This window comes from Methylomonas fluvii (genome assembly GCF_014850975.1).
GTDB classification, from domain to species: domain Bacteria; phylum Pseudomonadota; class Gammaproteobacteria; order Methylococcales; family Methylomonadaceae; genus Methylomonas; species Methylomonas fluvii.
The window spans coordinates 1,003,272-1,029,485 of the sequence record NZ_JACXST010000002.1; the positions used below are offsets into that span (position 1 = coordinate 1,003,272).

At 53.9% G+C, this 26,214-nt stretch carries 19 protein-coding genes and 2 pseudogenes; 11 read left to right on the forward strand and 10 right to left on the reverse strand.

Going from position 1 to position 26,214, the window contains the following annotated elements; all coding sequences use genetic code 11:
- Positions 1-5: 5 nt before the first annotated feature.
- Positions 6-1,883, reverse strand: a complete 1,878-nt coding sequence (locus tag EBB_RS14115) for a proton-conducting transporter transmembrane domain-containing protein (RefSeq protein WP_192394432.1) — start codon at positions 1,881-1,883, stop codon at positions 6-8.
- Complete coding sequence (locus EBB_RS14120) at positions 1,880-4,453, reverse strand: YbcC family protein (RefSeq protein WP_192394433.1); 2,574 nt, start codon at positions 4,451-4,453, stop codon at positions 1,880-1,882. The genes EBB_RS14115 and EBB_RS14120 overlap by 4 nt, the downstream gene beginning before the upstream one ends.
- A gap of 326 nt (positions 4,454-4,779) precedes the next feature.
- Here EBB_RS14120 and EBB_RS14125 point away from each other — a divergent pair, with 326 nt between their 5' ends.
- The 3 genes from EBB_RS14125 (at position 4,780) to mgtA (ending at position 9,872) form a co-directional block, all read left to right on the forward strand.
- Positions 4,780-6,426: a SulP family inorganic anion transporter gene (locus EBB_RS14125; RefSeq protein WP_192394434.1), complete on the forward strand. Its 1,647-nt coding sequence runs from the start codon at positions 4,780-4,782 to the stop codon at positions 6,424-6,426.
- 147 nt (positions 6,427-6,573) lie between these two features.
- Positions 6,574-7,287, forward strand: a complete 714-nt coding sequence (locus EBB_RS14130; RefSeq protein WP_192394435.1) for a DUF2490 domain-containing protein — start codon at positions 6,574-6,576, stop codon at positions 7,285-7,287.
- Positions 7,288-7,337: 50 nt separating this feature from the next.
- Positions 7,338-9,872, forward strand: coding sequence for a magnesium-translocating P-type ATPase (gene mgtA, locus EBB_RS14135; RefSeq protein ID WP_192394436.1), 2,535 nt, complete (start codon positions 7,338-7,340; stop codon positions 9,870-9,872).
- Between the two features lie 85 nt (positions 9,873-9,957).
- On the opposite strand, the pseudogene EBB_RS14140 reads toward mgtA, so the two are convergent.
- The 8 genes and pseudogenes from EBB_RS14140 to EBB_RS14175 all read right to left on the reverse strand — a co-directional run bounded on the left by EBB_RS14140 (position 9,958) and on the right by EBB_RS14175 (position 16,227).
- Positions 9,958-10,889 (reverse strand): annotated as a pseudogene (locus EBB_RS14140) (IS5 family transposase).
- 415 nt (positions 10,890-11,304) lie between these two features.
- A complete protein-coding gene (msrQ, locus tag EBB_RS14145) occupies positions 11,305-11,934 on the reverse strand; it encodes a protein-methionine-sulfoxide reductase heme-binding subunit MsrQ (protein ID WP_192394437.1) in 630 nt (209 codons plus the stop codon).
- A gap of 3 nt (positions 11,935-11,937) precedes the next feature.
- Complete coding sequence (gene msrP / locus EBB_RS14150; RefSeq protein ID WP_192394438.1) at positions 11,938-12,870, reverse strand: protein-methionine-sulfoxide reductase catalytic subunit MsrP; 933 nt, start codon at positions 12,868-12,870, stop codon at positions 11,938-11,940.
- 46 nt (positions 12,871-12,916) lie between these two features.
- The gene (locus EBB_RS14155) at positions 12,917-13,651 is read right to left on the reverse strand and encodes an SDR family NAD(P)-dependent oxidoreductase (protein WP_192394439.1); all 735 of its coding nucleotides are present in this window, start codon (positions 13,649-13,651) and stop codon (positions 12,917-12,919) included.
- A complete protein-coding gene (locus tag EBB_RS14160) occupies positions 13,648-14,169 on the reverse strand; it encodes a DoxX family protein (protein WP_225587447.1) in 522 nt (173 codons plus the stop codon). The genes EBB_RS14155 and EBB_RS14160 overlap by 4 nt, the downstream gene beginning before the upstream one ends.
- Positions 14,170-14,172: 3 nt before the next feature.
- Positions 14,173-14,949 carry an HvfC/BufC N-terminal domain-containing protein gene (locus EBB_RS14165; RefSeq protein ID WP_192394440.1) on the reverse strand — a complete coding sequence of 259 codons (777 nt, stop codon included), beginning with the start codon at positions 14,947-14,949 and terminating at the stop codon, positions 14,173-14,175.
- Entirely contained in the window at positions 14,933-15,814 is an 882-nt protein-coding gene (gene bufB / locus EBB_RS14170; protein WP_192394441.1) for an MNIO family bufferin maturase, read from the reverse strand. The genes EBB_RS14165 and bufB overlap by 17 nt, the downstream gene beginning before the upstream one ends.
- A gap of 134 nt (positions 15,815-15,948) precedes the next feature.
- Positions 15,949-16,227, reverse strand: coding sequence for a BufA1 family periplasmic bufferin-type metallophore (locus EBB_RS14175; protein ID WP_192394442.1), 279 nt, complete (start codon positions 16,225-16,227; stop codon positions 15,949-15,951).
- Between the two features lie 181 nt (positions 16,228-16,408).
- Between EBB_RS14175 and EBB_RS14180 the strand changes: the two genes are divergently transcribed.
- The 8 genes and pseudogenes from EBB_RS14180 to EBB_RS26715 all read left to right on the forward strand — a co-directional run.
- Positions 16,409-18,361: a sigma-54-dependent Fis family transcriptional regulator gene (locus EBB_RS14180; RefSeq protein ID WP_371741578.1), complete on the forward strand. Its 1,953-nt coding sequence runs from the start codon at positions 16,409-16,411 to the stop codon at positions 18,359-18,361.
- 401 nt (positions 18,362-18,762) lie between these two features.
- On the forward strand, positions 18,763-20,109 hold the full coding sequence (locus tag EBB_RS14185) for a TolC family protein (RefSeq protein ID WP_192394444.1): 1,347 nt from the start codon (positions 18,763-18,765) through the stop codon (positions 20,107-20,109).
- Positions 20,110-20,131: 22 nt separating this feature from the next.
- Entirely contained in the window at positions 20,132-20,830 is a 699-nt protein-coding gene (locus EBB_RS26490; RefSeq protein ID WP_306790005.1) for an efflux RND transporter periplasmic adaptor subunit, read from the forward strand.
- Positions 20,806-21,300 (forward strand): efflux RND transporter periplasmic adaptor subunit, encoded by a 495-nt coding sequence (locus EBB_RS26495; RefSeq protein WP_306790023.1) that lies wholly within the window; start codon positions 20,806-20,808, stop codon positions 21,298-21,300. Before EBB_RS26490 ends, EBB_RS26495 begins: the two co-directional genes overlap by 25 nt.
- Before the next feature lie 21 nt (positions 21,301-21,321).
- Positions 21,322-24,390, forward strand: a complete 3,069-nt coding sequence (locus tag EBB_RS14195; protein ID WP_192394445.1) for an efflux RND transporter permease subunit — start codon at positions 21,322-21,324, stop codon at positions 24,388-24,390.
- Positions 24,391-24,399: 9 nt separating this feature from the next.
- Entirely contained in the window at positions 24,400-24,726 is a 327-nt protein-coding gene (locus tag EBB_RS14200) for a P-II family nitrogen regulator (protein ID WP_192394446.1), read from the forward strand.
- Positions 24,727-24,731: 5 nt separating this feature from the next.
- On the forward strand, positions 24,732-25,868 hold the full coding sequence (locus EBB_RS14205; protein WP_223146838.1) for a carbohydrate porin: 1,137 nt from the start codon (positions 24,732-24,734) through the stop codon (positions 25,866-25,868).
- 21 nt (positions 25,869-25,889) lie between these two features.
- Positions 25,890-26,195, forward strand: a pseudogene (locus EBB_RS26715) (carbohydrate porin); the annotation flags it as partial.
- Positions 26,196-26,214 lie beyond the last annotated feature (19 nt).

The following is a 26,214-nucleotide window of genomic DNA, read 5'->3' on the forward strand; positions in this document are numbered from 1 at the left end:
AAACCTCAAACCGCCCCTCTCAGTTCCACCGGCCGCCCCATGCAAAGCCTTAAATACACTCTGGCGATGGCAATGCCGTTGATCACAAACGATACGGTAATCGGCGCGGCGAACCAGGGATGCTGACTGCTGGCATGCGACAGCAGCAAATCCTCGCCCAAGAATGCCGGCGTGATCGGAAAGCCGACCAAGCCCAGGAAGCTCAGAAACAACATTAAAGACCAACCGGGCTGGGTTTCGGCGAAGGCGCGAAACACAAAAGGTTCGTCGGCGAAATGGTAATGTCTCAACAAAACGCTAAGCGCAACAATACCCAAAGCCCATGAGGGGATGATGCCGCTGAAAAACAACGCGACATCGTACCAAGCGGCAGGCACCATCAACCACACCGCCACGCCAGCCAAAATACTGCTCAAGGCCACGCTATGCCAAACCTGGAACGGGCTGCGTTTGTTGCTGAACGCGCTCAAAGACACGACCGCCATCGCCAGCGAAATCGGCATCGACAAATAAATTCTGGCCACGCTGCTGACGCCGGATGCAGCGATGGCGATAATCGCCAACAGCGCTAGGCCCGCCAAAATTTTGATCCACAGGCTCACCCCGTTCAGTTGCCGACCCACGTTTTTCAGAGGTTCCCACAAAATCTTCTTCACCAACAGCTCCAACAGCCCTTCCTGCAGGGCAAACACATACAAGGTGTTTTGCAATACGTCAGGCAAGGAATCGCGAATCGAGGTTGGCAAAAACGTCATTTGATCATTGTTTTTGATATAAAAATCGCTATCGACATTGCCTTCCACGCGCAGTAAATGTGCCACGATGGATGGCGACACCAACAACTGATAGCAACGCAAAAAGGCATTACCGGTAAAGTGCAGCAACACCAAATCTTCCAGGCCCAATGCCAACTCGACGAACATAATCCCTACTTGCGCGATAGAGGCGTAAGCCACTTGACCTTTGATATTGGATTGGGTCTTTTCGGCCAGCGTGGCGACAAACACCGTCAACACACCGATGCTTAGGACAATCAAACGCGGCAGGTAGTGATAACTCCAGATCGGCATGGTCCGCAATAACAGAAACACGCCCAGATGAATCGATAGCGCGCCATAAAAAATCGCGCTGGACGGCGTCGGCCCTTCCATGGCCCTAGGCAGCCAGAAGCTAAACGGAAACTGCGCCGATTTACCGGAAGCAGCCAAAATGATCAGCCAGGATAAAATCGACAAGGAGGCATAGCCGGCGGGCGGAATATTGTTGGGATCGAACATAGTCAACAACTGGCTAAAATGCTGACTTTCGTGAAACAGCAGATGGCTCATCCAGGTCCCGACCAGCAAACCGACATCGCAAAAGCGGTAAATGGTGTAGGCGCGTAAAGCATTGCGTACCGGCTGTGGCCGATGCCGATAAAAGGCAATCAGCAAAAATGAGGATATACCGACGATCTCCCAACCGGCAAACAGCATGTCGATACTGCCGGACAGCACTATCAGGTTTAACCCAAACGCAAACCCGAAAATAGCTTGGAAAAAGCGTTTGTAGCCCGCTTCCCGGTGCAAATAAACCCGGCAATATTTGACAATGGCCGAGAACACCGCCCACACCACAAACAAATACACGGCGCCGACCCTATCCAGAAAAAACAGCAAGGGGAATTGATAATCGTCGTGTTGATACAGCACCAGCCATTGATATTCAAAGTTGGCAAAGCCATGGGCGGCCCATGCCGCCAGTAAACCTAGCACAGCCACCCCTTTGATTCGGGTCATCCACAGGCTGATCGCGGCAATTCGATGTTCGTTGTCCGGGCTGAAAAAAATCAGCAAAAATCCAAGCAATGGCAATAACACACACGCCAATAATAAAGCACTCACGCCTGTCTCCTTTCCAATTGGTGAACCGGAATCGTCCGGTTTTGTCCGACAATAATTTTTTCCGAGTGGCTGGCAGTCGGCAACGGTCTGCCAGCCGCGGGTTCAGCCACCTTCCAACCATCGCTGCTGTACAAATACAGGGCGCGGCTCACCGGATCGCAAGCCACCAAACGTATCCACTCGTTATCCAGCCATTCCCGCCAGCCGCCCAACATAGCAATGGCCTGATCGGCAATCGCGGTCGTTTGCTCCACTACCATTAACAAGCGCGCCGGCTCGTGCACCTCCACCATTTGCGACGGCAAGCCGGTGCGTAAATCGCCTTCCACGCCGTTGGCCACGCCCAACAGACCGATCACGTTGTGCGGCAGCTTGGTGCCGGCGCCGTAGACCGAATTGTCGATGCGCGAAAACAGGTACTCCAGATTGATACCGCCGCATACCGGAATCACCGCCGACAACACCTTGACCAAAATCGAACCGTCGCTATCGCTGTTGGGATCGTAGGATTGCAAAAACGCCCGCCGGTCCAAGAATAAATGCCGGGTCAAGTCGCGCCGCCCCACCACGCAATACAGATTATTGGAGTGGTTCAGTTCAGGACGCGGCTCGAAAATCGACGAGGCCCGCGCCACCACATGATTATGCGCTTCTGCGTTGTTATGCGATTTTGGCCCCAACTCAAACCAACGGCAGCGTTCGCGCGCATTGCGCTGCAAGGCATGTTGCATGCTATGCTGAAAATTGTGCAGTTGCTGGCGCGCGGTTTTATCCAGTTCCTGTTGATCGAAATAACTGATCTCGTCACGGCTAGTGTTGTGTAAGGCCGGCACAAAATGCGTACCGGCAGGAATGTCTATCCCCCGCTCACGCAAAATATCGCGAACCTGCGGATGATTCGCCATCCAGGCAAAAGCCCGCGCATTCGGCGCACCGGGCTTACCGGAGCAAGCACCGCAATCATAAGCAGCGAAATGCGGATTGTTGACGCTGCTGGAACCATGCGCCACCACCACGATTAACGGCGCAAACTGCTTGGTTAGACCAATATTACGCAGTAGCCCCCCTACCCGATCAGCCATTTCCGGCAACGAAAAACCCAACAGATAGCCGTCTTCGTTGAGTTCCTCGCTCTCGCGCAGCAGATGCAAATGACTGTGCGCTTCCACTTCGCTCAAGCTTTGGATGCCCGGTAATTGGCCGCCGGGGCGCAATACGCTCCAGCCCAAGCGCAACGCATATGCCAGCCCCAGCGTTTGCGTGTACAGCCACCCGCGCAGCATGGAATGCGCGCCAAAATGCATAGTCGACAGCGATTCGCCCTTATCGGATTTGTCAGGCTGCGGCGTATCGGTCGATTCCAATATCAGATGTTTGGGTTTAATCACCACCGGACACTGCGCCACCGGATACACATCGTCCAAGCCTTGGTAGAGAAAATCGATACCAAAAAATCCCGGTGCGCCGAAGGTTTCGATACCCGGATCCATTTCTTCCAAATAGCGCCGCAGCGAACACTCTCTATCGTCAATGCAAAATAGCGCCTGCACTTTGGGCGCATGCTCCGCTGACGGATTAATGGGCGCTTGCTGGTGCAAGGCTATTAGTAATTCAGAATGCAGCGACCACTCCATTGCCTCGTGCCACACCCGCATTTTCAACGGCACCTGGGGCTGGGTCGCATCGCGCTCCAGTAAAGGAATAGCGTGTAAATTCGGTAGCTGGGCGATCTGTAAAAATCGATGCCCGTGTTTTTTATCGATAAACGCCAACTCGCAAGCCAGTTCCACCGCTAACAATTCTTTCAGCGAAATAGCCCGTGGCGCTAGCAACACGTTGGGCTGGGTTTCGATAATCCGCACCATCCCGGACCAACCGGGATGCGCCAGCAATACTTCCAAGAGATATTGGCCGTATAAGCTTTCATCGCCAACAATTTTGCCTAAACAGTTCAAAATCACCTGGTCCGGCCCGGCGTCCAGCATTTGCCGCACCACCGGCTGATGAAACGGATACAGAGGTAAAAGGCTGTTTTGCACCAAACGTAACACGCAATCCCAAAAACGCTCGTCCGGTTTGGGCATGGCCCAACGGCTGATGCCCTGATCAAGAAAATTGCTTAACAATCTGAACATCACCGGATGCACCATCCCGTTCAAGTCGATTTCCAGGTGATTGAGCCAAGCAATACGGATACCGTGGTTAGCCAACGACTGTGGCGGATAATGGCTATGATCATCCGGCTCAAACAAAGACGACCGCAATGACTGTTCTTGATAGACGCTGCAATTGGCCTGCGCAATCGCCCATTCCAGCGCCTGATCGCTGATCCGGCCTTCGTGATAGCGTTTCAGGTAATCGGCCAAAGGCAAATAGCTTTTCGCGCCATACACTTGAGCCGCCACCGCCACACCCTCGTGAAACGGATAGTCCTGCACGGCGTGCAAGGTGTTGTGATGAATAAAATCCTTGATAGGCCCCTGGCTGGGCAGCCAATGGGCGATGTGGTCGATAGCCGCATTGAGATCGAACGCAGCCTTGTGAACATTGTGATGGGCGGAAGCAGACATCTGTAACTTAAACCTCGCTAGTCAAACAGAAATTGAGGCCAACAGCCTCTTATGCTTCACTTTGCATAGTGCGTGCCAAATCCCTAAACACCGGCATACCAACGCTTCCCGACTATTACTTAAACCCCAAGCCAAGCCACCTCGGTGCAAATAAACCACCCGTTTGGTTGAAGCTGACGAATCAACCAGACCAACCCATCAAATCAACAACCATTTTCCGGGCAACCACGTCCACAACCCTTGATATATCTGCACTGACGCAGTTCGTGAAAAATTGGCATGTTTCTCGCTGCACTTTGGTTTTCCTAGGCTTCTTGAGAAAAACCATGACCACATCCTTTTCGGCCACCTTGCCTAAAACCGGGCTCCCCGGTTTAATCGAAAACTGGCGTAGCGATCTGCTATCCGGGTTTTTAGTGTTTTTGATTGCCCTGCCTTTGTGCCTGGGTATCGCCATGGCGTCGGGCTTTCCGCCCATGTCCGGCATCATCACCGCGATTATCGGCGGCGTGGTGGTTTCCCGAATCAATGGCTCGTATGTCACTATCAACGGCCCGGCGGCAGGTTTAATCGTGGTGATCGTCGATGCCGTACAAGCGCTGGGCCAAGGCGATGCGATGGCCGGCTACCGTTACACACTGGCCGCCATCGTCATCGCCAGCGTGTTGCAAGTGCTGCTGGGCGTGTTCAAGGCCGGCAAACTCAGCGCCTTTTTCCCCTCATCCGTGGTACACGGCATGCTGGCCGCCATCGGCATCATCATCATGGCTAAGCAAATTCATACCTTGCTGGGGGTTAAACCGGAAGCGAAGAGCCTGTTGGGGACCATCGCCGAAATCCCACACTCGCTGATGGACATGAATCCGGAAGTCTCGCTGATCGGCTTGCTCGGCTTGTTGCTGTTGATACTCTGGTCGGTGATCAAACACCCTACTTTAAAAATGATTCCCGCCCCGCTGCTGGTGGTATTGCTGGGCTTGGCCTTGGGTCAGTATTTTGATTTGGACCATATCCACCAATACCTGTTTTTGCCGGATGCCGCGATTCTGCCGCACCATGAATTCAGCGTCGGCCCGTCATTTTTGGTCGCAGTGCCCGAACATTTTCTAGCGGGTTTCTATTTGCCCGACTTTGGCAAGATCGCCACCGGCGAATTCTGGCTGGCGGTATTGACCATCTGGCTGGTCGGTAGCCTGGAAAGTTTGTTAAGCGCATCGGCCGTAGACAAACTCGACCCGTATAAGCGCAGTTCCAACCTGAATCGCGATTTAACCGCAGTCGGTATCGGCAATGTGATTGCCGGCATGTGCGGCGGTTTACCGATGATTGCCGAGATTGTCCGTAGCTCCGCCAACATCAATAACGGCGCGAAAACCGGCTGGGCCAACTTCTTTCATGGTTTATTCCTGCTGATTTTCGTCGCGCTGTTTCCCAAACTGATTCACGAAATCCCGTTGTCGGCTCTGGCCGCACTGTTAGTGTTCACCGGTTTTCGCTTGGCCTCACCCAAAGAATTTGCAAAAACCCTAGCCGTGGGTGTGGATAATTTCGCCGTCTTCGTCATCACGATTCTCGGTGTGTTGGCGACCGATTTGCTGGTTGGCGTGGCGATCGGCATCGCCGTTGAACTGGCGATTCATGTCAGCCGTGGCCTCAAGCTACGCAACGCCTTTTCGATGGCTTTTCATGTGCATCAAACCGACGCCGATACGCACCATATCGAAGTATCCGGCGCGGCAGTGTTTTCTAACTTTATTACGCTGAAAAGCTTGCTGGCTGACTTTCCGGCTCGCAAAACCGTATTTTTTGATTTGACCGAAGCCAATTTGATCGACCATACGGTCATGGAATTCATCCACCACTTTGCCGAAGATTACAACCAAGCCGGCGGCCGCTGCCAAATTGTCGGCTTGGACGATCACGAAAGCTACTCCGACCATCATCTCGCGGCGCGTCGAAAAATTGCACTCTGACCCGGCTTAGGCTCACGCGACGGCAACAACAGTCGCGTGACGGCCCAGCCGTCTGCACCACACTTTAACAACCTCGCCAAAAGCCCATTCCTCTCCCGATAAAACCGGGAGATACAGGAGCTTTTGCTTAAATTTTGGAGAATCGTCATGCCCACACTATCGCGAACATTCTTTTATTCATGCTGCGCATGCTCGCTGCTGGCCATTTCGGCTTCTGTAAACGCCGATGAATTGGTAGAGGACTCCGGCGCTTGGTTGCAAGCCGTAGCCGAAGGCAGCATGGGTTTTATCGATCCCAGCCTGAAAAACGGCCGGGTCTGGCTCGAAGGCCAATCGCGCTTCGATGGCGATTGGGGCCATTGGTATCAAGGCATGGTGCGCACGGCGGCCGGTTATTCCTTGAGCGACCGCGCCACTATCTGGGCCGGTTACACTTGGCTACCGACTCAAAACATCGGTAAATCTTATGTCGCGCAACAGGATATTTGGCCGGCGTTTAGGTATGTATTGCCCACGGAAATAGGCACTTTTACCTTCCGCACCATGTGGGAAACCAACTTTTTAAACGGCAGCCAACTACGCGAACGTCCCCGGCAGATGATCAAATTCATGCATCCCCTCGAGTTCGAACCGCGCTTGAGCTTGATTGCTTGGGACGAAGCCTTTTACCGGGTCAATTCCACCACGTTTGGCGGCAAGTCCGGATTTGATCAAAACCGCGCGTTTGCCGGTTTCGGTTGGAGCTTCAACAAAAATGTCAGAACCGAATTGGGTTACATGAACCAATATCTCGATAACGCCAATCACAGTGCGGCGACGATGCGACATTTGGGCATGGCGTCGGTGTTTGTTAACTTTTAAGCGGCAGACGTTAAACACGATCCCCACTAAAACGATTGTCAAGGTCGCAGATGCCCAGCAAAGTCATACCAAAACCCGCAAAACCGTTTTGGCATAATCCGATTTCGGAATTATTCCAACAGTTGCAAACCGATGAACGCGGCCTAACCCAGCCGGAAGCGGCTTCGCGTCTGAAACGCTATGGCGATAACCGTTTACAAAATCACAAACCGCCCAGCACTATCAGCTTATTTTTCGGGCAATTCAAAAGCTCGATTATTCTGATCCTGCTGTTTGCCACCGGCCTGTCCTTTTACCTGCACGACAAACTCGACGCGGCCATCATCCTGAGCATCATTCTGATGAGCGCGCTGCTGGGCTTTTGGCAGGAAAAAGGCGCCGCCGACGCCGTCAGCAACTTACTGGCGATGGTGCAAATCCGGGTCGCCGTATTGCGCGACGGCACTTTCCAAGAATTGCCCGCGGAACAAATCGTCCCCGGTGACATCGTTCAGTTAAAGGCCGGCGACGTGATTCCAGCCGACTGCCGGCTGCTAAGTTCCGACAACCTGTTCGTCGACGAAGCCATTCTCACCGGCGAAAGCTACCCCGCGGAGAAATACGTCACCGACCTGCCGATCAACACAGGCCTCAACCAGCGCCAAAACTGCCTGTGGATGGGCTCGCACGTACAAAGCGGCAGCGCCACGGCCCTGGCGGTCGCGACCGGTTCCGGCAGCGAATTTGGCAAACTCTCCGAACGCATCAAACTAAAAGCGCCGGAAACCGAATTCGAACACGGCGTGCGCCGCTTCGGTTATCTACTGATGGAAGTCACATTGATCCTGGTCATCATGATCTTTGCGGTCAACGTCTATCTGGACAAACCGATCATGGACTCGTTTCTGTTCGCGCTGGCCCTGGCGGTGGGCTTGACGCCGCAGCTGTTACCGGCGGTGATCAGCATCAATCTCGCGCACGGCGCCAAACGCATGGCCGAACAAAAAGTCATCGTCAAACAACTGGCTGCTATCGAAAATTTCGGCAGCATGAACGTGTTGTGTTCCGACAAAACTGGCACGCTGACCGAGGGCACGGTGCAACTGAAAGACACGCTGGATATTGGCGGCCAGACCAGCGACAAGGTGGCACGCTACGCTTACCTTAATTCCATATTCGAAACCGGCTTCAACAACCCTATCGATCAGGCCATCCGCCAGTTCAAAACTTTTGCTGTCGCCGAGAACGGCAAGCTCGACGAAATCCCTTACGACTTTCATCGCAAGCGGCTAAGTATGCTGGTGCTAGATCAAGGCGAAACCTTGATGATCTGCAAAGGCGCGTTGAACAATATCCTGGAAATTTGCGACACGGTGGAAAACGCCGACGGCGAGCTGCAGCCGATCATGACCGCTGCGGATGCCATTCAGCAACGCTACCGGGACTATAGCCATCAGGGCTTCAGAACCCTGGGCGTCGCTTACAAACCCATGCCTGGTAAAACCAAATTTGCTAAGGATGACGAAACCGACTTGCGCTTCCTGGGCTTTTTAACCTTCTTCGACCCGCCAAAAGCCGATTGCGCGGAAACCATCGCCTTGTTACGCGAACAAGGCGTGACCTTAAAAATCATCACCGGCGATAACCGTTTAGTGGCAGAAACCGTGGCAGTTCAGTTGGGCTTAGAGTCTCCGGCCATTCTGACCGGAACCGATCTGGCCGGCATGAGTGAAAGAGCCTTGATCAATCGAGTCGCCCAGGTGAATCTGTTCGCCGAAATCGAACCCAATCAGAAAGAGCGCATCATCGTTGCTTTAAAGAAAGCCGGCTTCGTGGTCGGTTACATGGGCGACGGCATTAACGATGTCTCGGCATTGCACGCCGCGGATGTAGGCATTTCGGTGGACAGCGCCGCCGATGTCGCCAAGCAAACCGCGCAAATCGTACTGCTGGAAAAAAATCTGCGGGTCTTGCTGGCAGGGATTCGCGAAGGCCGCACGACCTTTGCCAATACCCTTAAGTATGTGTTCATGGCTACCAGCGCCAACTTCGGCAATATGTTCAGCATGGCCGGCGCGTCGCTGTTCTTGCCCTTTCTGCCGTTACTCCCCAAACAAATCTTGCTGACCAATCTACTGACCGATTTTCCGGAAATGACCATCGCGTCGGACAACGTCGATCCGGAAATGCTCGGCAAGCCGCACCGTTGGGATATAGCCTTTATCCGTAAATTTATGATTACCTTCGGCATTATCAGCTCGGTGTTCGATTATCTGACCTTCGGCCTGTTGTTGTGGCTGCAGGTGCCGGTCGAGCAATTTCGCACCGGCTGGTTTAGCGAATCGGTGATTTCCGCTGCGCTGATCGTGTTCGTGGTACGCAGCCAAAACAGCTTGTTCAGCAATCGTCCGGGCAAGTATTTGATCATCACCACCGCCACCATCGTCGCGCTGACTATGGCACTGCCTTATACGCCCTTGGCGCCGTTTATTGGCTTTCAGCCCCTGGCTCCGGCTATTTGCGGCTGGCTAGGTTTGATCGTATTGCTTTACATCCTGACTGCAGAATTGGCGAAACGGATTTTCTATCGTCACGTAAGCTTATAGTCACCATATTTCTTAAAAAACACCGGCGTTGTTGCATAAATCGAGGCAAAGGTAAATTACCCCTACCCCAGTCTGCCAGACGGATTTAGGGCATGACCACGGTGATCGGCGTTCCCAACTGGGTAAACCGATTTAATAGCGCCGCACGGATTTGAAGTTCGGCGACTTGGCTAGTAAAGATACGCGCATTGACCCGTTCGCCCAGTAGTTTGAAGCAACGCATTTTGGTTTCCACCAGGCTGCGACGATGATAACCACTCCATTTCTTCCAGATGGCTCTGCCTAACCGTTGCGTGGCACGTAGCGTTTCATTTCGGACTTGAGCCCCTGGCGTATTTCTTTCCAGGGTTTACCGTTCTTGCGGACGGGAATAATCGCCTCGGCATCGCGCTCAACGATTGAGGTGTGCGCGTTCTTGGTGTCATATGCGCCGTCACCGCTGACTGAATCGATGCGTTCGTCGCGAGTTATCTGATTCAGCATATCGGGCAACACCTGCGCGTCACCGACACGATTCGATGTCACTTCAATCGCCCGAATTTCCAAGGTTTCAGCATCAATACCCAAATGAACCTTGCGCCATTGCCGACGGTACTCGGCGCCATGCTTCTTAGTTTTCCATTCGCCTTAGCCCAGCATTTTCACGCCCGTACTGTCCACCAACAGATGTAAGCCATTCAGGTTGGGACGATAGGAAATACAGACTTGCAGATGCTGTTGGCGACGGCAGAGTGTCGTGTAATCAGGCGTGGGCCAATCCAGTCCCGACAGCTTCAACAAACTGGCCACCATGCCACTGGCTTGTCGTAATGCCACTCCGAATAGATTCTTAACCATCAAGCAAAACTGGATGGCGGCATCAGAAAACTTCTCAGATCGACCTCGCTTACCGCTACCAGGGGATAACCAATCCATCTTTTTATCAATCCACAACAGCATCGCGCCACGTTGCTTCAGAGATTGATTATAGTCACGCCAGTTCGTGGTTCGATATTTCTTCGGTTGCGGCTTGGACATTCCAGTTGTGGGTCAATAAATTCACCCCCAACATGGGGTCGGCAGTCGATTTATGCAACAAAGCCACATCGCCATCAAAACTACGTTAAGACGGCCTGCAACTGGTTTCAAATCAACGCGTGCTTTTAGCCAATTCGAGGGCGTAGGGACATGTCCGAGTATGCGTAAACATCACAAACTTCGGACAAAGTATTTTGGAGTTTTGGCTACCCAAGCAAACGGGATAATTGTGTAACAACTATTAAAATTCCGGACGTCCGCTTAGCACAGAATTGCAGTCACAGCCTAGATGCTGACCTAAGAATGGAAATGCCCCATCCCAACGCTTCTAACCTCCAATAACTGTCACTCAATACCGGCGTCATTAGGTCGCAACCGATGGCCGATTTCGCGAGGAATATACTCACAGCGCCGACTAAACAGCCTTTTGATGTGCGGTGCGGTTACCGGCTAAGCGGTAAGCCACACGCATACCCAGCAGCAAAGCCAATACAAGCGCAAACATTATGGGTCTGGTTAGATCTTTTTTTACCAACCAGCCGAAATGCACCACGCCGGCAATCGCGCAGGGATAGGTTAAGCGATGTAATGCCCGCCAGCGTTTGCCGCCCAGGCGGCGGATAATGGCGTCATTTGAAGTCAATGCCAGCGGAATCAGCACTACAAATGCGCTAAAGCCGATGGTGATGTAGGGCCGTTTCAGGATGTCTTTAGCGATTGCCGGCCAATCGAAAAATTGATCCAAAACCAAATAGGTCGCAAAGTGCAAAGCAGCATAAAAGAATGCAAATACGCCCAACATGCGCCGCAAGCGCATCAGCCATAAGCAACCCGATAGACGCCGCAGCGGGGTGATTGTTAAAGTAATCAGCAAAAAACTCAAAGCCCAAAACCCGGTAACGTGGGTCATTTTTTCAATGGGATTGGCACCCAACTCATCCGCATAAGCGGCTACGGCCAATTTGGCGAACGGCAGCAAAGCCGTCAGAAATACAGCCGCTTTCACCCGGACCAGCCCACGGTTGTCGAGATTTTTGATCGTCATGGCTTAAAAATTCCGCTGCAAGTCCATGCCGGCGTACAGTGCCGCGACTTCGTCGGTGTAGCCGTTGAACATCAGGGTTTTGCGTTTCAGAAACTCGCCGATGCGCCGCTCCTTGGCCTGGCTCCAGCGCGGATGATCGACCTCGGGATTGACGTTGGCATAAAAGCCGTATTCGCCGGGCCCGGCTTTCATCCAACTGGTCAAGGGCTGCTGTTCAACCAGCCGGATTTTGACGATGGATTTGGCACTTTTAAACCCGTATTTCCAGGGCGTCACGATGCGGACCGGCGCGCCGTTTTGCTTGGGCAACACCTCCCCATACAAGCCAAAGGTCAACAAAGTCAAGGGATGCATGGCTTCGTCCATCCGCAAGCCCTCGCGATAGGGCCAATCCAGCACCGCGGCTTTTTGTCCCGGCATTTGGGCCGGATCGTGTAGGCTGACAAATTCGACAAACTTGGCATTGCCGGTCGGTTCCACCCGCTTGAGCAATTCCGCCAGCGAATAACCAACCCACGGCACCACCATCGACCAGGCTTCCACGCAGCGCAGGCGATAAACCCGTTCTTCCAACGCCGCCATTTTCAATAACTTGTCAATATCAAACACCTGGGCTTTTTTCACTTCGCCTTCTACCGTGATGGTCCAGGGCCGGGTTTGCAGGGTGCCGGCATTGATGGCGGGCTGATCTTTACTGGTGCCGAACTCATAAAAGTTGTTGTATTGGGTAACATCCCGCCGTGGCGTGAGTTCATCCGCCGCGCTGTATTTAGATTTTCCAAGCTCGCCCAAATTATCCATCGCCCATAGTGCCTGCGGCCAAACCGCCGCCAGCGCGGCACCGCCTGCCGTTTGCATAAATTTTCGCCGTGCCTGGAACAGGGCTTGCGGCGTGATTTCCGAGGAAGGGATAGCGGGTGGTTTGTAGGGTTTCATTTCAATGAGCCTCTGCTCTAATAATAAGGGTGATTCGCCAGCCGAATTAATCTGCGCGCGTAGCCAAGTCGACGGCGGTTTCTGCTATTCGGTCCTGATCGGGCGATACCAGCGCTACGGAGTCCGGCGCCAATCCTGGTACTGGCTGGCCGTTCCAAGTGTCAATCAAGCGTTTCGCCGTCAGTAAACCAACAGGGCTGTCCGCATTTTCTTGGTCATGCGCAGAAACCCAAGCATTGCATAATCCGGCCGTATCGACCTTGCCGACTGCATAGTAGATTTGCTCGCTGCAGCCTGATCCGCCCAACAAAGTGGATACGCAGATAATGTGGGTCGGTGCGACTGCTGTAGCGGCTTGCGCACCGCCTAGTGAAAACTCGCGCAGCGCCTGTCTGACGCATAAAAGCTGCCCGACCAGGTTTTGCCGCAAAATTTCCCGCCATTGCTCCCGATCTATACCACCAGTCGGCACAGCAATCTCCAGGTCGGTATTCGTCACCAGCACATTCAAGCGGCCCCAATAGGCGGCAAGTACATCAAACATACTGTTGACCTGGCTTTCCCGGCTAAGATCCGCCTGAAATATCATGGCTTGTCCCTGTTTGGCCCGAATCCGCTGAGCAATGCGGTCCGCTGCCGCGCTTTCGTGCCAATAATTGATCAACACCTTGGCACCGGCGGCAGCAAACGCTTCCGCCACCACGGCGCCGATGCCGCAGTCGCCGCGAATCACCAATGCTGTTTGCCCCGATAGCGGCGCTTCGCCGTTCAGAATGTTCATGCGTTCTCCCGTTTTAGCGCCGACCTGATTGCGCCGACATTCACCGGGAAAAAGTAGCGGCTTATCCAGGCATCGAGCGACAGTTTGCCCGGCCCCTGCAAGCAACAAACTAACAACATGACGCCCCATTCTTTATGTTGCTCAATGCCGGCGCCGCCCAAATCAGGGTAAGAAATCACCGCGACGATATTGAGTAAAAACAGCAATACTGCCGCAACGCGCCCGCAAAGACCCAGTGCCAGTAAGACTGGACCGATAAGCTCGATTGCGGTCGCCAGCACTGCTGCCAAGTCGGCAGGCAATAGCGGCACGGCGTATTCGTTTTCGAAGAGATATAAGGTGCTGTCCCAGCTTTGGATTTTCAGCAGACCGGAAATCCAGAACGCATAAGCAACCCAGCAGCGCAGCAGCAAACTGCTCCACGGGGTTAAACTGCCCAGTAACAGACCGCAGCGGCTGCCCCAGCCTTGCGGCTGATAAAACGGCGCTAATAATTTGGCAATCATGTGTGTATGCATGGGTTAGGCATCCGCAAGATAAAAATCGGTTAACAGGCCTTTAAGCAAGCAGCGTTGCAACAGGATAGGCAGGTTTGCATCGGGGTGATCGGTAAGTAAGGTCTCGACGGCTTCACTTAGCGCAGTGCCAACGGCCAACAGCTGTAGAAATTGATATTCCGCCTGATCCAGATAATCGATTTCGACGTGCCGACCCGGACGGTACAGCAGTAAGCGGCAAGCACCGATACGCAAATCGATGTATTCCCGGCCTGCGTCATCGGCCTGGTTACTGGCCCAGATCCGGGCTATCGGATAGTCCGAGGCGATGAAGCGTGCGCTGGGATGCAGTCTGAAAACCAATCGGCCGTAGGCAGCGGGATCGATCTGCGCTAACGCTGCCGCGGACAGTATCGGCGCATCGGCAGCGTGATAGGCTTCGTGCCACAGCCACTCCAACTTGGCGACATCGGCTAAATAAACCAAACCTTGCGCCGCGGCAAACCCGCTTATCAGCTCGGAAAAATGCGCGCCGTATGCCGATAGACACGCCGATTGTGGCGGATAGCTTTTGATGTAAGCAGCGGCCAGCCCGGCAAAAAAGCTATCGCCGACCAGACGGTTTACGACCGGATAGCTGTCGCGCAATGCGGCTGTTAAACCAAGCCGGGTATTATTTCGATAAATAGCCAGCCGTTGCTCGGCACTCAGGCCTATCGACTTGACGCCCGCCGGCACCTGTTGGGATTCTTGCAACACATAGCTGGAAAAATCCCGCTGTAACTCACGCAGCCTGTGCATAAGCCTGCTCCATATAACAATCGGCAGTCGCGGCTTCCGCCACTAATACCGACCAGGGCGGCAGATCGGCATCCCATTCGATCAAGGTTGGACGGCAACCGAAACGTTGTATGGCTGTTTGATAGAGTTGCCAGACCGCTTCGCAGACCGGCGCATTGTGCGTGTCGATCAGAATGCTCTGCCCGCCGAATTGATTGACGGTATGCCCTGCCAGATGAATTTCGCCAACTTTGTCTGCGGCTATGTCGTTTAAATACGCCAGCGCCTGCCAACCATGGTTTACGCAAGACACGTAAAGGTTATTCACGTCTAACAAAATCCCGCAGCCGCAACGCCGGGCAAGTTCGTTGAGAAATTCGCTTTCCGAATAGCTGGAAAAGCCGTATTCCAGATAGCTGGAAGGATTCTCGATCAACAGCGGCCTGCGCAGGTAATCCTGCACCTGCGAGATGCGCGCAGCGACATGGGCCAGTGTTTCGTCGGTATACGGTAACGGCAACAGATCGTTCAAGTACCTGCCGCCGAAGGCACTCCAGCTTAAATGCTCGGACACCAGTCCCGGTTCGATCCGCTGAATCAGATCGCGCAGTTGCCGCAAGTGTTGCCAATTCAACGGGTCGACGGAACCCAACGACATGCCGACCCCATGCAAACTAATCGGATAATCGGCTCGGATGGCTTCCAAGTCGCGTAACGGAATACCGCCGTTGCTGAAGTAGTTTTCGCTATGGACTTCCAACCATCCAGGCCTAACGGGGTTGTTTAAGGCATCCCAATGATGTTGCGAGCGAAGTCCGATTCCGGCTCGCGCCGGAATCGCCGAGCTCACTGTTGCATGTCTAGCGTGTTGCTTAGTGAGAGTCATGTCTTACTCGATTTAATGGTGAAACGGTGTTGTCTATACGCCGCAGAACCTTGTGAGCGGGATGCCGGCAATCACTGCCGGCATGACTACGCACTTTAATGGTTCGCGCGGCCCAGTAACCGGCATCTGTGCCGTTATTTCATGTCCGCCGGCGCTTCCATACTGCCGCCGACGATCCTCTCGCAAGTACCGGCAGGCACGGCGATAAACGCGTCTTTTTGATTGTCGGCAGTGGAGTGTCCGGCACAGGCATTGGAGAGTGTTTTACAGTCGTTCTTGCCGGCTTTGGCTACGCCGTAACATTTCTCCATGTCTTTTTTGTCGGCGGCAAAGGCTGCCGATGGCAAGCCTGACGCCCCTAAAGCAATCAGAGAGGCCAAAGCGGTCGATACAACAGTGTTTACGTTTTTCATCAGTTTTTTCCTAGTCGTTAATTAATTTAGTGGAGCCCACCGATTTGCCGGCAGACGCTTAACTAATGGCAAACGGCATGCCAAAACGCTTTCAAATAAAATATTTAAATAAAAACAAACTCTTATAAATTATCAAGCAAATTCAAGCCGCATCGCGCCCGCCCAAAATCCACCAATAGTTGTGGCTGCCGCGAATAGTTGCGGCTTGGTGTTGTGGCGGCCGCTGGTTAGAATGCTGCTTTACGCAAGCAACCGGGCCACTTCACTCATGCAAACTGTCGATTCGTCGGAACTGACCATACTGCGGGCGTTGGTGGAAGGTACCGTGCAAACCACCGGCGAAGACTTCTTACGGTCTCTGGTGCGGAATCTGTGCATTGCCACCAATGTGGCGAACGGCTTCATTGCCGAATTCACCGTTGATAAAACCCGGATAAGGTCCTTGGCTTATTGGACGCAAGGCGAATTTATCGACAACCAAGAGTGGGAACTGGCGGGGACGCCCTGTGTGGACGTATTGGCCGGCAAGCTGTGTCATTACCCGTCGGACCTTTCAAAGATATTTCCCAAAGAAGAAGGCGTAGAGAGTTATCTTGGCGTACCGCTACAAGATGCCGACGGTCATATCCTCGGGCATTTGGCGATATATGATGAGCGGGCGATGCCCGAAGAACCGAGATTGCTCTATACGTTCAAGATTTTCGCGGCCAGGGCGGCGGCGGAGCTTAATCGGATTCGCATCGAAGAGCTGCGAAAGCAAAGCGAACAGCGCTATAAGGATTTATTCGATGAAGCGCCGATTGCTTATGTGCATGAGGATACCGATACCCGTTTTCTGGCTGCCAACCAGGCCGCCATGCGCATCCTGGGCATTACCCCGGAACAGGTGCCGGGCCTGGTTGGCAGCTCATTCATACCCGATACTTTGGAAGCCCAACAGCGATTACAGCTGGCACTCAAGTCCATCGAAGACGGTACGAATAGTGATGGCGTCGTTCTGGAATTGCGCCGCAGGGATAACGATCAGCCGATTTGGATACAGTGGTGGTCCAAACTCGACCCGAGCCGTCAATACATGCGCACCATGTTTATCGACATTACCGAACGGGTGTTGATGGAACGGGAACAGGCCAGACTGCAAGCGCAAAACCTGTATTTACAGGAAGAAATTAAATCGACGCATAATTTTGACGACATCATAGGCCGCAGTCCGGCGCTGCAATCCTTGTTACACCAAGTCCAACGCGTGGCGCAGACTGACGCCTCGGTATTGATCCAAGGCGAATCGGGTACCGGTAAAGAACTGATCGCCCGCGCCATTCACGCCGCCAGTCCCCGGAAAAACCGGCCCTTGATTAAAGTCAATTGCGCAGCATTGCCTTCCAGCTTGATTGAAAGCGAATTATTCGGTCACGAAAAAGGCGCATTTACCGGCGCTATCAACAAACGTATCGGCCGCTTCGAATTGGCTGAAGGTGGCACGCTGTTCCTGGATGAAGTCGGCGAAATTCCGCTGGATGTGCAGGTCAAATTATTGCGGGTGATTCAGGAACGGGAATTCGAACGGGTGGGCGGGCAAATACCCATCAAGATGGATGTGCGGGTGATTACCGCGACGAATCGGGATTTGCTGACGGAAGTGGCGGAAAAGAATTTTCGCGAAGACCTGTTTTATCGGCTGAATGTGTTTCCACTGCGGACACCGCCGCTACGCGAACGGCTGGAAGATATTCCGCTGTTGGTAAATTTTTTGGTCGGCAAATTCGCGCCGAAAATCGGTAAAAAAATCACCGGGGTCAGCGCCCAATCGATGCAACGTTTGCAGAACTATCGCTGGCCGGGCAATATCCGCGAGCTGGAAAATATCATTGAACGGGCCGTGATTCTGACCGATACGCCGATATTGGACATCGGCCCAGAGCAGTTGCCCGCGGCGGCCGACGCCGGCGTAAAAAGCGCGGCAGCCGAAGACACCAGCCTGGATAGCGTAGCCAAAGAGCATATCCTCAGCGTCCTGGAACAAACCCGCTGGGTCATTGAAGGCCCCAATGGCGCCGCGCAACGCCTCAATTTAAAACCGAGTACCCTGCGTTACCGCATGCAAAAATTGGGGATCACCAAGACCAGTCGCTAGCGATGGCCATTTCGACAAAACGCTATCACCCTGGCCTTTCGGGCTGAGCCGCGTCGGCCTCCAAACAGCAGGAACGCTAAATAGGGCTGATAAAAATCTTGCAACGGTGTATCAGCAACATTTCGGCATCCCCTGCTTGCCGGCAATCCGCAGCTTCGGCTAACGTGCCGCCCGACCGCGAAGGCATAACAGACTTAGAACTTTTTCGGCCACGCACCGACATAAATTGGTTTATATAAACCAGTTCCAATCAATAGAACCGCTAGCATCCTAATTCCCACCGGCAAATAAGGTTGAAATAAGCCGAATTTCCCGGCCTCTCGATCTCACATTGGCTTTGGCAGACTACTTGCTTTGAGTGCTTACCAAGCACGATCAATTGCACAACTCCGGGATCGACCATGCAAACCAAACGTTTCATCCATAGCGCGGCATTCGGCTTACTGGGTGCTATGCTGACTTTCCAGGTCCACGCCCAAAATGTCCCCATATCCCTGGATGAGGCGCTGACGCTGTTTTACCGGCGCAACCTGGATTTGATTGCCGCGCAATACAATATCGACCAATCCCGTGCCGATGCGGTGATTGCCGCAGCGATACCCAATCCGACCCTGGGCGTGCAGATTTCCGAAATCAGCAACCGGCCCAATATGGGCTCCAATGCCACAGGCTGCAATCACGATGTCAACGTCTCCTGCGGCCCTGCCGAATATTTTTCCTTCAGCCAACTAATTGAAGTAGCCGGCAAACGCGGCCTGCGCATCCAAAGCAGTGGTTTCGCCACCCAGGCGGCGGAAAGCGACTTCCGCGATGCGGTGCGTATCTTCTCCAACATGGTCGAAGACGCCTATTACGACCTGCTGCTGGCGCAAAAGAACCGCTGGTTGGCGCAGGAAATAGTCGATCATTACCAAACCATTGCCAAAGCCAACCAACTGCGGATGAACAGCGGCGATATAGCCGAATCCGATTTTCTGCGGGTCAAAATGGAAGCAATGCGCGCCCAATCGGATCTGGATACCGCGCAAACAGCCGTAGAACAGGCCCAAGCCGCTTTGGCAGTGATCTTGCGCTGGCCGAGCGACGGTCTGCATTTCGAAGCCAAGGAGCAATGGCCGGACATTAAAGACATCGGCCAAAATCTGTCCAAAGACGAGCTGATGAACAAAGCTTTGCAACAGCGACCGGATTTATTGGCCGACAAACAGCGGGCTGCTCAAGCCGAGAAAGAACTGGAATTGGCCAGGCGCCTGAAATACCCGGATGTCACCGTCAATGCTGGCTACGCCCGCGACCCCAGCAATAACGCACTCAATTCGTTTTTTGTCGGCGTCAGCGTGCCGGTGCCGGTGTTCGATCAATATCAAGGCCAATCGGACAAGGCGGCGGTGGCTTTAAACCAAAACCAACTGGCAGTCGAACAAACCGAGCTGAGCATTCGTAACGATGTCGCTAATGCCTTGGCCGTCTGGAATAGCGCGGACAAAATCGTACAGCGTTTTCACAGCGGTTTGCTCGATGACGCGTTGGCGGTACGGAACAGCGCCGAATTAGCCTACAGCAAGGGCGCTACCAGCGTGCTGGATTTTATCGAAGCGCAACGCAGTTATAAAAATGTGATGCACGATTACAGCCAGGCCATGATCAACCGCGCCAATGCCTATTACGATCTGGCTAAAGCCCTGGGCGAGGAAGTCGGTAACGACAATACCGCCAACAAGGCGCAGACACCTACTCAATTACCATAGCAGGCTCGAACGAATAACCGACATGAATACTTCCATACCACCTTTCACCCAAAATTCGCTGGTCTGCTGTTGTGCGCTGGCCGCTATTCTATTATCGGGTTGTTCGGACGCCACCGACCCTAAACCTGCTCCGCCCAAACCACCCACACCCGTCGGCGAAGTGGTCCTGGCGCCGGACTCGCCGAAAAAAGCCTATGTTAAAACCGCGCACTTGACCTTGTCGCAACATCCTTTGCTGGAACCTTTGGCCGGCAAAATCGTGTACGACGAAAGCATGACTTCGCGCATCAGCTCACCCGTCGCCGGTCGTGTTGTCACCGCGCCGATTGCACTGGGCTCGCCGGTGCAGACTGGTTCGACTTTATTGGAACTCGACAGCCCGGATGTCGCCGACGCGGAAGCCGATTTCGCCAAGGCACAAGCAGCAGTCACGCTCGCCAGCCATGCTTTCAATCGGCAACAGGAACTGTACGCCGGCAAAGCCATTTCCCGCAAAGAACTGGAACAGGCGCAGAGCGATTTGAGCAGCGCCCGCAGCGACCTGCAACGCGCTACCGACCGCTTGAAAAACTTGCACTTGTCCGCTCGCCAAGCCGACGGCCGCTTCGCGCTGCGGGCGACACTGCCCGGTATCGTCGTGGAACGCAACGTCAATCCGGGCATGGAAGTACGGCCGGATTTGGACCCCCCTTGTTTGTGGTTTCCGATCTCAAACATTTGACCGTGCTGATGGAGGTGTTTGAAGTCAACATCGGCAAAATCAAACTGGGGCAGCAAGTCGCCGTGTCGGTACCCGCCTACCCCGGCGAGACCTTTCCGGCGACGGTGCAGTACATCGGTCAAGTGCTGGACGAAACCACCCGCACCGTGCAAGTCAGATGCAAATTAGACAATTCGGATGGCCGCTTAATGCCGGGGATGTACGCCACCATCAACGTGGAAAGCACTACGGACGACAAGGCTTTCGTGATTCCATTGACCGCAGTATTTACCGAAGGCGACGCCGATTATGTGTTCATTGCCCTGGATGACAACCGCTACCGCCAGCGCCGGGTCGACATCGGATTGCGTTTGAAAGACCGAGCGGTCGTCACGCAAGGACTGGATGCCAACGAGCAGTTGGTGACAGAAGGTGCGCTAATGCTGCGCGCGGAAGAAGAAGTCGAAACCGAAAGCACCCACCAGCCCTAACGCCTTAACCAGGACACTGACATGATCGAGCGCCTTATCGCGTTTTGTTTGCAACAACGACTGATGGTCATCGGCGCCACGCTGGCGATTGCCGTTTCCGGCATCATCGCCTTCGAAAATCTGCCGGTGCAGGCCTTTCCTGACGTGCAAAACGTCTTTGTGCAAGTGGTCACCCAATTTCCCGGCCAAGCACCGGAGGAAGTGGAAAAACAGATTTCATTGCCGATCGAACGGGAAATGAACGGCTTGCCGCATTTGCTGAATATGCGTTCGGTATCCATCTTCGGCCTGTCGGTGGTGACTCTAACTTTCGACGATAAGGCCGAGGATTATTTCTCACGCCAGCAAGTGCTGGAGCGCCTGCAATATGCCGATATTCCCGACGAAGCCAAACCGCAACTAGGTCCGCTATCCACTGGCGTCGGCGAAATATTGCGTTACGTAATCGATGCCAAAAATCTGCCCTTGATAGAGCAACGGGCCTTGCAGGATTGGGTCATAGAACCGCGCTTGCGCTCGGTCCAAGGCGTCGCCGACGTGGTCGGTTTCGGCGGCGGGGTGAAAGAATATAAAGTTGCCGCCAAGCCGGATCGCTTAAAAAATTATCGCATCGACCTGAACCAGGTGTTTCAGGCGATTGCCGCCAACAACACTAATACCGGCGGCGGCTATATCGAGCACGGCGACGAAGCCTTGGTCGTGCGCGGCACCGGCTTGTTAAAGTCCGCGGAAGAAATCGGCGAAATCGTCGTCACTACCAACGACGGCGTACCGGTACGTATCAAAGACGTGGCCGAGATCAGCGTCGGACCGCAACCGCGTAACGGCATGGTGGGTATGAATCAGCGCGACGATGTGGTGGAAGGCATTGTGTTGTTGATCAAAGGCCGCGATGCGGTCAACGTGCTGGATGGCGTGAAACAGAAAATCAAGGAACTCAACGAGTTTGGTTTACCGCCGGGGGTAAAAATCACGCCGTTCTACGACAGGACCGAGCTGGTGGGCCACACCATCCATACCGTCGAACATAATATGATCGAAGGCGCGGTGTTGATCCTGATTATCCTGCTGGTATTTTTACGGCGCTTTGTCGCGGCGCTGCTGGTGACGCTGATTATCCCGCTCTCCTTGCTGTTCGCGTTCATTTTGGTGGATCTGGGCGGCATTTCTGCTAACCTGATTTCCTTGGGCGCCATCGACTTCGGGATCATCGTTGACGGCGCAGTGGTATTGGTGGAAGCCGTGATGGTGCAAGTCACGCTGGATTTGCAACGCAATGCCGACATTCGCCACCTGCGGCAATCGCTACTCACCACCGCCACCGAAATGGGCCGGCCCATCCTGTTTTCCAAGGCCATTATCATTATCGCCTTCTTGCCGATTTTCACGTTCCAGCGCGTGGAAGCCAAAATATTCTCGCCAATGGCCTATACCCTGAGCTTTGCACTGGTGGCATCCATGCTGTTCAGCCTGACTTTTATGCCGGCGATGCTGACCTATCTCCTGGGCCCTAAGTTGGCCGAGCAACACAATCCGCTGGTACATGCGATGGAACATCGTTACCGTCAAGTGCTGGAGTGGGTGTTACGGCATGGGCGGGCGGTATTTATTAGCGCGATCACCGCGCTGGTGCTGAGCTTCATGTCTGTAAAACTAATCGGCACCGAGTTTATGCCCAAACTCGATGAAGGCAATATCTGGCTGACCATTACCCTGCCGACGCCGGTATCGCTCACCACCGCCAAACAACTGGAACGGCAAGTGCGCGAAACCCTGGAAGCATTTCCGGAAGCCAAAACCATCATCACCCAATTGGGCCGCCCGGAAGACGGCACCGACCCCAAAGGCTTTAACAACCTGGAAGTGCTGATCGATCTGAAGCCCAAGGATACCTGGCGCTATCAGCGTAAAGACGATCTGGTACAAGCCATGGACAAGGCACTGGCAATTTTCCCCGGGATTCTCACCAATTTCTCCCAGGTAATTCAGGACAATGTCGAAGAGGCCATTTCCGGCGTGAAAGGCGAGATTGCCATCAAAATCTTCGGCAGCGATTTACAAACCTTGCAAGACAGAGCCGATCAAGTCACGCATATCCTGGCCGGCATTCAAGGCGCCACGGATGTCGCGGCCGAGCAGCAGGCCGGCTTGGCGCAAGTGATCGTGGACATCGACCGCGCTAAGGTATCGCGTTACGGCATCAATGTCGCCGATGTGGAGCGGGTGATGGAAATCGGCATGGGCGGCAAGGCGGCGTCGCAGTTTTTGGAAGGCGAACGCCGGTTCGACATCACCTTGCGTTACGAGGACAGCGCCCGCAATTCGGTGGCCAATCTGGAAAGTTTGACGGTGCAAACCCCAACCGGCCAACGCATTCCGCTCTCCGAGCTGGCCACCATCAAAATCAACCAAGGTGCGTCCCGTATCAGCCGCGAAGACAATATGCGGCGAATTGCCATCAAATGTAACCTAATTGACCGCGATCAAGGCAGCTTCGTGGCCGAGGCCCAACAAAAAGTCGCTGCGCAAGTCGATTTGCCGCCCGGCTATCACATCGTCTGGAGCGGCCAGTTCGAAAACCAGCAACGGGCGATGAAGCGTCTGGCCATCATCGTGCCGATCAGCTTAGGCTTAATTTTTGTATTGTTGTTTTGGGCGTTCATGTCAGTTAAAAATGCCTTGCTGATCGTGATGAACGTGCCGTTCGCGATGATAGGCGGCTTACTGATTTTATTAGCAACCGGCATTAACTTGAGCGTATCGGCCGCGGTCGGCTTTATTGCCTTATTTGGGATTGCGGTACAGAACGGTGTGATTTTGGTCTCGCAATTGAACAAATTGCGTCGGGACGGCCAGAAACTGCATGATGCCATCGTCAACGGCTCCGTAAGCCGCTTACGGCCGGTGGTGATGACCGCCTTGATGGCGATGCTGGGCTTGTTTCCGGCCGCGCTGTCCACCAGCGTGGGTTCGGAAACCGCCAAACCGTTTGCCATCGTCATTATCGGCGGCTTGATCACCGCTACGATTTTGACCTTAACCCTGCTACCCGCGCTATACCGCTATTTTGCCGAACCTGACGAGCTTTAGGGGACTACTATGAAAGAAATTCGCGCCTACGTGCAGCCGCACAAGCTCAGCCAGATCACGATGGCATTACTGGAAATACCGGGTTTTCCGGGGATGTCGATCATGGATTGCGAAGGTTTCGGTCGCGAGCGCACTGAGCACAGCCAAGATTACAAGCCGTTTCTCTTGAAAAAACGCCTGGAGATCTTCGCACCCGACGACTTGGTGGAGATTATTTTCGAGACTATCCTGCGCACGGCCCATAGCGGGCACCATGGCGACGGCAAGGTGTATATCCTCGACGCGCAAGAAGGTGGCCGGGTCAGCAGCGGCGAACGGGATAAGGATTTGGGCTGAACCCCATGAGCCAGCAATCTCTCTCGGCATTTTTCTACGGCACACTGCTGGCACTAACGCTTAGTTTTGCCAACGCGGAAGCCGAGGAATCACAGTCTGCTGCCGAAGACGGAAATTTTTCGTTTATGCAGTTGCTGGCGGATCATGACTGGCACGATATGGCCGAGGAACGCTGGAATGCCTACGGCCAAGCTACCTACATTTCCAGCTGGAAACCGGCCTTCCCTGCTCAATACACCAATCTGAATGGCACTCCTCACTCGTTGCTGCCCAATGCCGAGCGCAGTTTCACCGGCACTGTCACCGCTTACTTTGGCCTAAAGGCCTGGCAAGGTGGCGAAATCTATCTGGCCCCGGAAATGATTTCCGAACTGCCCTTATCGGATTTAAAAGGTCTGGGCGGCAGCATCCAAAACTTTGAGTTGCAAAAGTCCGGTTCGGTCAGCGCCACTTGGTATAAATCGCGTTTCTACTTAAAGCAGACCTTTAATCTGGGCGGCGACAGCCATGCGGTCAGCTCCGGCCCGCTGCAATTGGCAGGCAGCGCCGACAGTCGGCGCTTGGTGATCACCGGCGGCAACCTTAGTGTCCTGGATATTTTCGATAAAAACAGCTACGCCGCCGACTTGCGCCAGCAGTTTCTGAACATGGCCTTTCTAACCAATGCCGCATACGATTTTGCCGCCGACGCCCGGGGCTACAGCGTCGGTCTGGCGGCCGAATATTATTTCGACGACTGGACCTTCCGCCTCGGCCGCTTCGCCACGCCGCAAAACCCCAACGACTTGCCGTTGGATTTTCGGCTGTTTAAATATTACGGCGATCAAATGGAAATCGAGCATCGCCACAGCCTATTTAAACAGCCGGGTGCGGTCAGGCTATTGGCCTACCGGAACCGGGAACGGATGGGTCGTTGGGACGATGCCATCGCTGCCTACCAAGCCAATCCCGCGCAAAACGCCGCCAATTGCACAAGCTTCAATTACGACTCTGAGAACAGCAACGCCCCGGATCTGTGCTGGGTACGCAAAGCCAACATCAAAACCGGCATAGGCATTAATCTGGAACAACAGGTAATCGACGGCGTCGGGGTGTTTTTACGCGGGATGTATAGTGATGGTAAAACCGAAGTGTATTCCTAGACCTCCGCGGATCGCTCACTATCGTTCGGCACCTTAATCGGCGGCGACAGTTGGGGCCGGCATTACGACGCACTCGGTATCGGGTATGCAAGCAGCTGGATTTCCGCCGGGCATGTCGCGTATTTACGCCTGGGCGGGGTGGACGGTTTTATCGGCGACGGCAATCTGCGTTACCGGCCCGAACAAGTGGTGGATATTTATTACAAACTGCGCCTGCTGCCTTCGGCCTGGATGACCCTGGATTATCAACACATCGCCAATCCCGCCTACAACGCGGATCGCGGACCGGTTGATGTGTATGGCGTCAGAGCGCATTTTGAGTTCTAGGCAAAAATTCAGGAGTTCC